Source organism: Rhodococcus spelaei, from assembly GCF_006704125.1.
GTDB classification, from domain to species: domain Bacteria; phylum Actinomycetota; class Actinomycetes; order Mycobacteriales; family Mycobacteriaceae; genus Rhodococcus_G; species Rhodococcus_G spelaei.
Genome location: NZ_VIGH01000002.1, coordinates 219606 through 231999, shown reverse-complemented (window position 1 = coordinate 231999; position 12394 = coordinate 219606). Strand labels below are relative to the sequence as shown.

General features: G+C 66.7%; 9 protein-coding genes. 4 read left to right on the top strand and 5 right to left on the bottom strand.

The genetic code is table 11. From position 1 onward, the window contains the following. Positions 1 to 105: 105 nt before the first annotated feature. From FK531_RS04890 to FK531_RS04875, 4 genes are all read left to right on the top strand, one after another. The gene (locus FK531_RS04890) at positions 106 to 1233 is read left to right on the top strand and encodes a resuscitation-promoting factor (protein WP_142095720.1); all 1128 of its coding nucleotides are present in this window, start codon (positions 106 to 108) and stop codon (positions 1231 to 1233) included. A gap of 76 nt (positions 1234 to 1309) precedes the next feature. Further along, positions 1310 to 2200: a 16S rRNA (adenine(1518)-N(6)/adenine(1519)-N(6))-dimethyltransferase RsmA gene (gene rsmA, locus FK531_RS04885; RefSeq protein WP_142095718.1), complete on the top strand. Its 891-nt coding sequence runs from the start codon at positions 1310 to 1312 to the stop codon at positions 2198 to 2200. 804 nt (positions 2201 to 3004) lie between these two features. Then, positions 3005 to 4483 (top strand): MFS transporter, encoded by a 1479-nt coding sequence (locus tag FK531_RS04880; protein WP_142095716.1) that lies wholly within the window; start codon positions 3005 to 3007, stop codon positions 4481 to 4483. A gap of 30 nt (positions 4484 to 4513) precedes the next feature. Continuing rightward, positions 4514 to 6118, top strand: a complete 1605-nt coding sequence (locus FK531_RS04875; protein ID WP_142095714.1) for an amidohydrolase — start codon at positions 4514 to 4516, stop codon at positions 6116 to 6118. Between the two features lie 106 nt (positions 6119 to 6224). Here FK531_RS04875 and FK531_RS04870 read toward each other — a convergent pair whose 3' ends face one another. The 5 genes from FK531_RS04870 to FK531_RS04850 form a co-directional block, all read right to left on the bottom strand. Next, positions 6225 to 7214 carry an ABC transporter ATP-binding protein gene (locus tag FK531_RS04870; protein WP_142095712.1) on the bottom strand — a complete coding sequence of 330 codons (990 nt, stop codon included), beginning with the start codon at positions 7212 to 7214 and terminating at the stop codon, positions 6225 to 6227. Next, positions 7214 to 8314 (bottom strand): ABC transporter ATP-binding protein, encoded by a 1101-nt coding sequence (locus FK531_RS04865; protein WP_142095710.1) that lies wholly within the window; start codon positions 8312 to 8314, stop codon positions 7214 to 7216. Before FK531_RS04865 ends, FK531_RS04870 begins: the two co-directional genes overlap by 1 nt. 29 nt (positions 8315 to 8343) lie before the next feature. Next, on the bottom strand, positions 8344 to 9438 hold the full coding sequence (locus tag FK531_RS04860) for an ABC transporter permease (protein ID WP_246097886.1): 1095 nt from the start codon (positions 9436 to 9438) through the stop codon (positions 8344 to 8346). Then, entirely contained in the window at positions 9431 to 10387 is a 957-nt protein-coding gene (locus tag FK531_RS04855) for an ABC transporter permease (protein WP_142095706.1), read from the bottom strand. Before FK531_RS04855 ends, FK531_RS04860 begins: the two co-directional genes overlap by 8 nt. Positions 10388 to 10516: 129 nt before the next feature. Then, positions 10517 to 12142: an ABC transporter substrate-binding protein gene (locus FK531_RS04850; RefSeq protein WP_142095704.1), complete on the bottom strand. Its 1626-nt coding sequence runs from the start codon at positions 12140 to 12142 to the stop codon at positions 10517 to 10519. Positions 12143 to 12394: the final 252 nt, after the last annotated feature.

Here is a 12394-nt window from a genome sequence, read left to right as displayed (position 1 = left end):
AGGTCACAGCGCTGTGGTTGCCGTAGTTGCACTCTTTCGTTACCGTACTGTGATCGAAGAAGGCCGGGGTCACTCTCCGGTAACCGACCGCACCAGGACTCACTTGTGTCACCTCTGACTCGGATCAACCAGGCCAACTCGCCGCTGCTGCGGCTCGTCGTCGGGGCGCTCCTGCTCACCCTGCTCGCCGGTGGTGTGCTCGCCGTCAGCCGACACAAGACGGTCACCGTCGACGTCGACGGCGAGGCGATCGCGCTGAGCACCATGTCCACCGACGTCAGTGGCGTCCTCGCCGACGCCGGGTACGCGATCGGCGACAAGGACGTGGTCGCACCCGCCAAGGACGCCACGGTGGCCGACGGCGAGAAGGTCGTGCTGCGGCGGGCCCGCGAGCTCAACCTCACCGTCGACGGGCAGCCGCGAACGCTGTGGACCACGGCACTGACAGTGGACGAGGCTCTGCAGCAGGAGCGCCTGGCGGGCGACGTGCACGTCTCGGCCTCGCGGTCACAGCGGCTCCCGCTCGACGGCGCCAACCTGGACGTGATCAGCGCCAAGGTGGTGAACCTGATCGACGGCGCCGCCGCGGCCGCCCCCGTGCGCCTGGCCGCCGCCACCGTCGGCGACCTGCTCGCCGCGCACGGAGTGCCGCTCGAGCAGGCGGACACCGTCGTACCCGCCCCGGAGACCCCGGTGACCGAGGGCCTCGAGGTGAAGGTCACCCGCACCCGGACCGAGAACAAGGTCGAGACCCAGCCGCTGGCCCCGCCGGAGCAGCGGATCGAGGACCCGACGATGAACATGAGCCGCACGGTCCAGGAACACGCGGGCACGCCCGGCGTCCAGGACGTGACCTACGCCGTCACCACCGTCAACGGCGTCGAGTCCGCGCGGCACGAGGTCGCCGCTAACGTCACCACGCCCGCGCAGCCCAAGGTCGTCCGGGTCGGCGCCAAGCCGGGCACCGAGGTGCCGCCGGTGTCCAACGGGTCCACCTGGGACGCCCTCGCCCAGTGCGAGGCGACCGGCAACTGGGCCATCAACACCGGCAACGGCTTCTACGGCGGCGTCCAGTTCGACCAGAACACCTGGGAGCGTCAGGGCGGCCTGAAGTACGCACCCCGCGCCGACCTGGCCACCCGTGAGGAGCAGATCGCCATCGCCAGCAAGACCCAGCAGTCGCAGGGTTGGGGTGCCTGGCCGGCGTGCACCTCGCGACTGGGCATGCGCTGACCGCGCGCCGGATTTCTGCCCAGGTCACGGCAGGCGATAGGTTCACCCCTGTGTCAGACACCGAGGTGAACCCGCAGTGACAACCCCCGAGGCGACCCCGCGGGGCGAGGCCGCGCTGCTCGGCCCGGCCGAGGTGCGGACCCTGGCGGCCGAGTTCGACATCAGGCCCACCAAACAGCTCGGTCAGAACTTCGTCCACGACGGCAACACCGTCCGCAAGATCGTCGCGGTCTCCGGGGTTACTCGCGACGACGTGGTGCTCGAGGTCGGCCCGGGCCTCGGTTCGCTGACGCTGGCCCTGCTCGACGTCGTCGAGCGGGTGGTCGCCGTCGAGATCGACCCCAAGCTGGCGACCCGGCTGCCCACGACCGTCGCCGAGCGCGCGCCGGAACTGTCCGGACGGCTCGACGTGGTCCTCGAGGACGCGATGCGGGTGTTGCCGTCGCAGGTGCCGGCCGAGCCGACCGCACTGGTGGCGAACCTGCCCTACAACGTCGCGGTCCCGGTGCTACTGCACCTGTTCGCCGCGTTCCCGTCGCTCCGTACCGCATTGGTGATGGTGCAGGCGGAGGTCGCGGACCGGCTCGCTGCCTCGCCCGGCGGCAAGATCTACGGGGTACCGAGCGTGAAGGCGAACTTCTTCGGCGAGGTCCGTCGCGCGGGATCGGTTGGCCGGCACGTGTTCTGGCCGGAACCGAAGATCGAGTCCGGACTGGTCCGAATCGACCGTTACCCCACCCCGCCGTGGCCGATCGACGAGGAGCACCGCCGCAGGGTGTTCGCCGTCGTGGACGCTGCATTCGCACAGCGCCGCAAGACATTGCGGGCCGCGCTGGCCACCTGGGCGGGATCGCCCGCAGAGGCCGAGCGCCGGCTGGTCGCGGCGGGGATCGAGCCGTCCGCCCGCGGCGAGGTCCTCGACGCCGCGGACTTCGTGCGCCTGGCCGCGGTCGATCCGATCGGATGACGCGCCCCTGACGTCGGTCCGTCCGCGCCGCCCGAATCCTTCTCCGATGAGGTCTTGGAACCCGCCGCTTTGGTGAGGTTTGAGAGTGTCGAGTAGTTCCTGCATTCGTTTGTGTTGAACGAATAGTTAATTGCTGCAGTGATATTCGAGTTCCTGTATGGGGGTCGGGGCGGGTCGGTAGCCTTCGGCGCAGCGCCGGGTCGGGCGCTCCCGAGGGTGCGTGAAATACCCTGTCGGGCAATTCGCTGTCGAGAGGATCCTGTGATGGAATTGATTGGGTCGGTTTTGCAGGCGGTGGGGGGTCTGATCACGATGTTGGGTGAGGGTTCCTCTGGGGGATTGGGAGATCAGGGTCGATCCACGCGGTAGCCGGTCGATGGACAACGAAGGTCTCCCGTCGTGATGCGAGGCGGGAGACCTTCGTGCGTTCAGCTCGTGCACCTCATCGATGATCGGAGCCATCGCGGGCGCCAACTTCGGAAGCTGGGACATACCGGGCGGGCGGTAGTCCGTGCACAGGCGCGAGGCGCTACGGTCTCGACCTTGTCCTGCGGCAGGCCGAGGCGTGGCCCGCGGACTTCGTCCGGTTCGCAGACACGGTTCAGTGATCTTGCTCATTGAGTGAGACCAGCGTTGTCGCGCCGTGCCGCGCCCCCTAGCTTGGCGGACATGCTCATCCTCGAGGGACCCATGCGTGCCGCCTTCCGGCGCAGCAAGGTGTACCTCCTCGCGGTCGAACGACGCGATCCGGGCGGGTCGGACTAGCCCTCCGTCCTGTCCGCGCATCGTCCGAAGGACCGCTCGATGGCTCGATTTGCAGTACCCGCGTACCCCCACACCCCGGTGCCCCAGCGCTGGCCGGCCCGGACGCTGCGGACCCGCCGCCCGCTCGCCGCCGCGCTTGCCGTCATCGTGCTGAACTCGACGCTCCAAGCCGTCGACCCGCAGTTGAACGCGGTCGCGATGCCGGCGGTGGCCGCCGACTTCGGCCTCGATCCGGCGGCGTCCGATCTGCTCCGCTCGATCAGCACCATCGCGCTGGCGGCCTGCATGCTCGGGGTCGCGATCCTCGGAGACCTCAAGGGCCGTAAGCTGATACTCGTGCTCGGCGGCGCGGGCGTCGCTGCTGCCGCGGTCACCGGCGCCGCGGCGACCAATGAGTGGGTGTTCGGTGCGGGTCGCGTGCTCATGGGGGTTTCGACGGCCATGTCGTTCGCGATGGTGCTTGCCTTCCTGCCGGCCCTGTTCTCCGACCGCCGGTTGGTGAGGGCGTTCTCGGTGTGGCTGGTAGTCGACTCCGTCGCGATCGTGCTGATCGGCGTGGCGGGCGGACTGGTGCAGCAGCAGTGGGGTTGGCGCTGTGTGTACCTGCTCACCGGCGCCCTTGCCCTGGTCTCGACCGTGGCGGCGGCGCTGCTGCTGCCGGAGAACCGTGCGGCGACGTCGAGGAGGTTCGACACTTTCGGGGTGGTGCTCGCCGGAGTCGGGCTCGTTGCCCTCATATACAGCCTGAGCCAGGGGAGCGCCAGAGGTTGGGGTTCACCGGTGGTGCTCGGCGGTGTCGTGATCGCCCTCGTCGTGCTGACGACCTTCGTCTGGTGGGAGGCGGGCTGCGCGAACCCGGGCTTTCCCGTCGGGCTCTTCGCCGCGCCCGCGTTCGCGGGCGCCTGTCTCGTCGGGTTGATGTTCAACCTGGCCAACGGCGCGATCATCGGGCAGTTCCCGGCCATGGCAATTCCCTTGGGGCACACTGATGCTGGAGTCGCGATGGTGGCGTCACTGATCGGCGTCGGGAGCATCGCCGGGGCGACGGCGTCCGGCTTCGTGATGTCGCGGTACCGGGTCGGGCCGCGGACCATGTTCGTCTCCGGTCTGCTGGTTCTGGCGGTCGGACTCGCGTCGCAGATCTTCACTGCCGTCGGCCGCGAGCTGGCCGTCCCGGGGTTCGGCGTCCTGGTGGTCGGGTTCGGGATCATGTGGATGCAGAACCCGCAGTCCGCGGTGGTTGCGGCGGCCGCACCGCCGGGCCTGATCGGCACTGTCGGATCGGTGAAACCCGCTGTCGGACAACTGGGGATGGGCCTCGGGCTCGGTGTCGCCGGACCGGTCGCCGCGCTGTTGACGACCGGCGAGGCCCGCACCCCACACGCCTATGGTGTGGGAATGCTCGCCCTGTCCGTCCTTTTCGTCCTCGCCGCGCTCGCGGTCGCGTTCCTCATGCGGGTGCCCGCGCGGCGACCACCCACAGCCGCGGCGCCAGTCCTCGCGCCCGTCACTCCCTGACAGCCCGACAACCCGACAACGAGGAGTCCCATGAAGAAGATCTTCACCAACGCGACTGTCGTGACCATGGATCCGGCGAACCCCCTCGCGACCGCGGTCACGGTGGAGGACGGGCGGATCACCGCGGTCGGCAGCGCCGCCGACCTCGCCGGCGGGGACAACCCCGCCGCGGACGTCGTCGACCTCGGCGGCGCGACTCTGCTGCCCGGGTTCATCGATGCGCACGCCCACCCCGCGATGGACATGACCATCGTCGGCCCCGGCGTCGTCGACATCCGCCCCACCGTGTGCACGAGTGCCGAGGCGGTGATGGACCGGCTGAGAACGGCCGCGGCGAGCGCGAAACCGGGGGAGTGGGTGACGGCCTACGGATGGGACTCGTTGCTGCTGCGGGACCTGCCGGAGATGTCCGGCGCACTGCTCACGGAGATCTCGCCCGACAACCCGGTGAGCGTGGTGCACAACTCGGGGCACTCGTCCTGGACCAACCGCAGGGGCCTGGAGTTGCTCGGCATCACCCGGGACACCCCGAACGAGGGACACAGCGAGTACGAGCGGGACGCGGACGGGAACCCGACAGGCAGGGGCTTCGAGATGCCGGCGGTGTGGATTCTCGGCGGCCCCCCGATGATGTCGGAGCCCGAGGACTTTCCGCGGCTGATGACCCACGAGATGGACTACCTCAACGCCCAGGGAGTCACGACGGTGGGCGACCTGGCGTTGGGGGAGGCATTGTTCGAGCGGTACCAGGAACTGGCGAAGTCCGGCTCCGCGACGGTCCGGGTCCGGGCCTACGAGACGTCGGGACCGGCGGGTCGCAGCAAGCGTGCTGTCGGCGAGGGTGACGAGATGTTCCGCCAGATCGGGATCAAGGTCTGGTCCGATGGTTCACCGTGGGTCGGCAACATCGACACCTCCTTCGCCTACCAGGATTCCGACTCCACGCATGCGATCGGCCTCGAGCCCGGCCACCGCGGGCACGCGAACTACACGAAGGAACAGCTGCTCGAGGTGTGCCGCAGCTACTACCCGGACGGCTGGCAGATCGCCTGCCATTCGCACGGCGACAACGCGATCGACATGGTTCTCGACGTGTACGAGGAGATCCAGCGGGAGCATCCGCGACCGGATGCGCGGCTGCGGATCGAGCACTGCGGGTCGATGACCGGCGAACAGTACCGGCGGGCAACCGAACTCGGTGTCACGTGCTCGCTGTTCGTGGACCACATCTACTACTGGGGTGAGGTGCTCGACGAGTTCTTCGGGGATCGCGGTCACTCGTGGACGTCGGCGCGGGCTGCCCTCGATGCGGGGCAGCGTATTTCGTTCCACAACGACGGCCCGGTGACGCCGATCGAGCCGCTGCGCAACATCCAGGTCGCGGTCACCCGAACGTCACGGCGGGGCCGGACGTTCGGCCCCGAGCACCGGGTCACCGTGCAGGAGGCGTTGCGGGCGGTCACCATCGACGCCGCGTGGCAGCTGTTCAGCGAGCACGAGGTCGGCTCGATCGAGGTCGGCAAGTTCGCGGACTTCGTGGTGCTGGCGGAGAACCCGCTGGACGTGGAACCGATGCGGATCGGGGACATCGCGGTGCTCGGAACGTATCTCGCCGGGCAGCGGGTCGGGGTGTAACCGGTACCGACGGCGTCCGCCCCGAAAAGTCCGATGCCGCCCCACCCGCTTGTTCGGGTGTGGCGGCATCGGGCCGGCTACGTTCGGAACACGCTGCGCACGTGCGTCACACGTTGTGGCAGGCGACCTGGTGACCGTCGTCGACAAGTCGCAGTTGCGGTACCTCGGCAGCGCACCGGTCCGTCGCCAGCGGGCAGCGCGTACGGAAACGGCAGCCACTCGGCGGGTTCAGCGGAGAGGGAAGTTCCACCGCGGTCTGCTCGACGTTCTGCTCTGCGGTGGCGCCGGCATCCGGGTCGGGAATCGACGACAGCAGCAACTGGGTGTACGGGTGCAGTGCCCGATTCTGCATGTCCTCGGCGGGAACGATCTCGCACACTCGTCCCAGGTACATGATCATCACCCGATCACTGATGTTCTTGACCACCGCCATGTTGTGGGCGATGAACAACAGGCTCAGCCCGTGGCGACGCTTCGCATCCTCCAACAGATTGAGGATCTGGGCCTGCACCGAGACGTCGAGGCTGGACACCGGCTCGTCGCAGATCAGCACCTTCGGATCCAGCATCAATGCCCGGGCAATGCACACCCGTTGGCACTGACCACCCGAGAGTTCCCGCGGCGTGCGGTCCCACACCATGTCGGGATCGAGGCCGACCTCCGCGAGCACTTCCCGGGCCCGCTTCTCGACGGCCGCCTTGTCCTTGTTACCCCAGATCGAGGGGCCCTCCGTCACAAGTGCTTTGACCTTGCGTCGAGGATTGAGCGACGAAATCGGATCCTGGAAGATCATCTGCAACGACGTACGGCTGCGGCGCAGTGCTTCGGGGTCCAGTGAGGTCATCTCCACGTCGCCGAGGCGAATCGACCCGGACGTCGGGGACGGCAGTTGCATGATCGCCTTGCCGGCCGTCGACTTTCCACAGCCGGATTCACCGACCACGCCCAGGGTTTCACCCTCGCCCACCGTGAAGCTGATCCCCGACACGGCATGGACGGTCTGGCCCCTGCCGACCCCGAACTCGACGACCAGGTCCTCGACCGTGAGGGCCGGGGTACTCGTCGCGGGCTTCTTCGTCTCCACCACGGATGTCATCAGACCAACTCCCTCGAACCGACCGTCAGGCCGGCAGCGGTCGTACCGGCCTCTTCATTCGCCACCAGCGCTGCCATCCCCTCCGGTGTGTCCACCGGGAAGTGGCACGCGAATTCGTGTGCGCCGGACGTTCGATCACCGGTAGCACCGCTCGCGAGCTCGGGATCGTCGGTCAGGCACTTCTCCTGCGCGTACTTGCAGCGCGCGGCAAAGCGGCAGCCGACCATCGGCTTGGTCATGTCCGGAAGTCCACCCGGAATGGTCTGCAACACGGTGTGCGTCGGGTGCTCCAGGCGTGGGATCGCGGCCATCAACGCTTCGGTGTACGGGTGCCGCGGGCGGCTGAAGATCTCTTCGGTCGCAGCGGTTTCCATCACCGATCCGGCGTACATGACAGCGACCCGATCAGATCGGCCCGACACCACTCCGAGGTCATGGCTGATCAAGATCACTGCCATGTTCAGCGAGTCGTTGAGCGAGGCCAGCAGGTCCAGAATCTGCTTCTGCACCGTCACGTCCAACGCCGTCGTCGGCTCGTCGGCGATCAGCAGTTTCGGCTCACACGCGAGGGCCATGGCAATGACCACCCGCTGACGCATGCCGCCGGACAACTCGTGCGGAAACTGGTCCAGCCGACGCTTCGCCTCGGGAATCCCCACCATCGACAGCAATTCGGCCGCGCGATCGCGCGCAGCGTCCTTCTTCATGCCGAGGTGAAACCTCAACGACTCGGTGATGTGAGTACCGATGCGCTTGAACGGATTCAGCGACGTCATCGGATCCTGGAAGACCATCGCGACCTCAGGGCCCCAGAAGTGCTTCATCTCGGACTTCTTCATCGACGCGAGGTCCCGTCCGGCGAATGTGACGGTGCCGGTGATGTCGATGGCCGGGCCCTTCTCGAGCAGACCCATGATCGTCCGGCCGAGTACCGACTTTCCCGAACCCGACTCGCCGACAATTCCGAGAGTCTCGCCGGCCGCGACCGTGATCGACACACCGTCGACAGCTCTCAGCTGTCCTCTCGCGGTGGCGAATCCGGTTCGGATGTTGTCTGCTTGCAGGAGCGGAGCATCGGCTCGCGCAGTCTTGTCCGTCATCTGACGCCGCCCGTCGTGCGTTGGAGTTTTCACATCCTGCTCCGGTACTTCTCACCGATGAGGTTGAACGAGAACACTGTCAGGAAGAGGAACACGCCCGGCACCAGGACGATGAACGGATGCTTCTCCGCAATGCCGCCCTGGCCCTCGGCGATCATGTTTCCCCACGTCGGATTGGGCTGGGCGATACCGAGACCCAGGAAGCTCAACGACGCTTCGGCCACGATCAGACCGGAGACCGTCACCAGGCCGAGGGCAGCCACCGGCACCAGGACGTTGGGAACCAGTTCGCGCCAGATCACCCGCCATTTGGTCGCGCCCATGGCCCGGGCGGCCAGTACGAACTCGCGTTGCGCCACCAGGATGGTGTTCGCTCGGGCGATTCGAACCATGCTGGGTATGCAGAGAATCGACAGTGCCAACGTGATGTTGCGCAGGTTGGAGGGCAGCACGGCCGCCAGCGCGATGAGCAGAACCAGCGCGGGAACCGCGAGGAGCGAGTTGGTCAGGATGCCGACAGTCGCGTCCAGCTTGCCGCGGAAGTAGCCGGCCATCACACCGATCGTGCCGCCGACGACGATGCCGATCAGGACGGCGCACACGGCCACCGTCAGCGATGCCCGGGCTCCGAACAGCGCGCGGGCCAAGAGGTCGAGGCCGAAGTTGTTGGTACCCAGGGGGTGAGCGGACAGCAGGCTGGGCGAGGCGAATCCGGGCTCGGCCAGAGTCTTGACCGTGTCCTTGTACTCACCGAGGGGCAGGAGAGGCGCGAAGATCGCGGCAAGAATCAGCACGGCCAGCCATCCGCAGGCCAGCCAGTAGGACAGGTCGAAACCCTTGCCCAGTTTGGCAGTGCCCAGCTTGGCCAGGCCCTTGAACAGGATCACCAGAGCGAGAAGGACCAACGCGATGCGGACCGGCATCATCACGGCCGAACCGAAGAGGCCTGTCCCCAACAGGACGAGACCGAGAACGGTCCACACGCTTCCCCGTAGATACAGATGCTTCGGACCTGCCAGGGGCGATACCGGACTCGGCGCAAGCAGCACGGTCTGGCGTGGGTATGTCATCACCTCGGACGGTGCCGGGGTGGTCGCCGCTCCGTCAGGCGTCACTTCAGACATGGACACGACGACTCCTCGGGTCGAGATAGGTGTACAGAACATCGATTGCACTGTTGATCAGGACGTAGAGGACGGCGATCACGACCACCGCACCCAACAGCATCGGCGCATCGCCTTGCTGGGCGGCCCGAACGATCAGCGTGCCCATGCCGGGCAGCGTGAACAGCGTCTCGACGATCACGGTGCTGCCGATCATGCCGCCGAGCGCCAGACCCATCATCGTGATGAGTGAGAACGACGAGGGCCGCAGCGCGTCACTGAAGAGGACGCGCAGCGTGGGCATGCCCTTGGCCTTCGAGGCCAGGATGTAGTCCTCACGCAGCGTGGTGACGAGGTCGCTGCGGAGAACGCGCGTGAACATCGCCATCTCGAGCAGGCTGATGGTGATCGCGGGGAGTATTGCGTGAGAGAGGTTTCCGGAGACGCTCTCGCCGATACGCACCCACTGCGAGCGGGGGAACCAGCCGAGAGTGTTGACCGTCAGGATGATCAGCAGCAGGCCGGCCAGGAAGCTCGGCACCGACAGCACACCGAAGGTCGCGGCACTGATGATCCGGTCGACGGTTCCACCTTCGTGGTGGGCGGACCAGAGCGCCAGCGGTACGGCGACGAGCAGTGCGATGATCAGGCCCATCACGGCCAGCTGAACGCTGACGGGCAGGGCCGAACCGATGGCGGTGAGGACGTCCTGCTGCGGCGGAACCAGCGAGTGTCCGAGATCGCCGGTGACGGCACTTGTCAGCCAGTCCCAGTAGCGAACGACGAGTGGATCATTGAGACCGAGTTGCTGGCGAACCTCCGCGTACTCCGCAGGGGTGCGTCCCTCCCCGAGGACGGACACGGCAGGATCGCCGGGAATCAACGATGCCAGCACGAAAGTGCCGAAGCTGACGATCAGGAGCACAACAACGAGTTGGCCCAGTCTTTTCCCGATTGCGCCGACATTCATCGATTTCGTCTCCTTCGGACACCGAGCTCGCAATTCACAGCAGTTCCTCGTACTTCGAAATGGGTCGGCAGGCGCATCCGGCCCCCGGGGGTGACCCCGCGGAGCCGGATGCGCATTGCCACAGGAGGTCTAGGACTTCCAGGCGGTGTCGAACAGCATGATGCCGTCGACGCTCTGCTTGATGCCGTTCACGTTCTTCGCCCAGACGTCGATGTTCGGCACGTTGCCCCAGACCTGCCACGGCACAGTCACATTGGCGCGCTCCTGGATCTGGGCGAGCACCGCCTTCTTGTCGGTGTCCGTCACCGCAGTTCCGAGCTTGTCGAGCAGCGCATCGGTTTCGGGATCCGAGTAGCCCGTGGTGTTGTTGGGTCCACCCGTCCTGAGGCTGCTGTACAGACGCTCGAACGGATCGGCCTCGGACAGGTTGATCGCCGCGCTGCTGATGTCGTAGTTGCGGTCGACGTACATCCTCTTCACCAGATCGCCGGGGCCGGTGGCATATTCGATCTGCGTGTCGAAACCGACAGCGTTCAGCATCGCCTGTACGGCCAATGCCGATGCCTGTGCGGCCGGCTCCTGATACGAGAGGAAGGTGACCTTGCCGTTGTACCCGTCGGCCTTCGCCGCATCGAGAAGTGTCTTGGCCTTGGCCGGATCGACACCGATGGGCTTGACGTCGTTGTGCCAGCGCGAGGTGTCCTGGAAGATCACCTGGCCGGGCATACCCTTACCCGCATTCACGCGGGTGTTCAGGGTCTGCGGATCGACGGCGTACGCCATGGCCTGACGGACGCGGACGTCCGCACCGGGACGGCCCGGCGCCATGTTGACGTTGGCGATGGACCCGAGCGACGGGATGTCGACGAATGCGGGGTAGCCGGCGTCGATCAGATCGAGGGCGGGGTTGAGCGTGCGTACGTACGCAGCATCGACGCCGCCGGTCTTGAGGGCATCAGCGGTGGGCTGACCGCCGACGATGCTGATCAGACGCAACTTGTCGAGTTGGGGTGCGCCGCCGTAGTAGTCGGGGCGAGCCGTCAGGACCAGCTCCTCGTTCGGCGCGAACTTCTCGAGCTTGTAGGCGCCGGCACCGATCGGGGTGAACTGGTCGCCCTGCTGCGCCGACGGGGCAACGATCATGCCCGGACCGGTGGACAGCATCGACTGGATGCCGGTCCACGGGCTGGACAGGTGGAACACGACCGTCGTCGCGTCCGGGGTGTCCATCGACGCGACCTTCGCAGCCCAGAGGGCGGACTGCGGTGCCTTCCTGGCGACATAGCGGTTGATGCTCGCGGTCACGGCCTGCGCATCGAGGGGGCTGCCGTCACTGAACTTGGTCCCGTCGCGCAGCTTCAACGTCCAGGACAGGTTGTCCGCACTCGACTCGAGTGACTTGGCCATCTGCGGATCGAACTTCTTCGCGACCGGGTCGTAACGCATCAGCGTGTCGTAGATCGCGGCCAGTTCGGTACCGCCGGCGGAACCGGCGGCCTGAGACTTCGAGGGGTCGAGCGTGGTGACCGCCGTGTAGCCGGCGAAGGTCAGCGTTCCGCCCTTGACGGGAGTTCCGGGATCGCCCTGCTTGTTGACCAGTCCGATGGTGAGGTCGGATCCAGTCTGAGGTGCGTCGGCGCTGCCACCGCTGCTGCCCTCGTTGTTGCCTGCGCACGAGGCCAAGAACAGGCTTCCTGCAACCGCAAGGGTGACCGCAGCCAAGCCGCGATTGCCTCGTCTGGAACGACGACTCATTCTGATCCTCCGTTAGCGCCAAATTGTGTGATCCTCAACTAGCTCGGGACATTCTGTGACGTACAGCACAAGACGTTCTCGTCAGTCCCGCTCAGTGGAATCAGACAAGGGCCGGCATGCGGTGCCTCGACGCACGAGGCCCCGGCTCCCGGCCCGCGATTGCGGGCTGGGAGCCGGGGCCTGGGTCAGTGTGCAATTGCTACTTCGACCTAGCCGAGCAGCGGAGCCATGCTCGGCCCGGTGGTGCGTGAC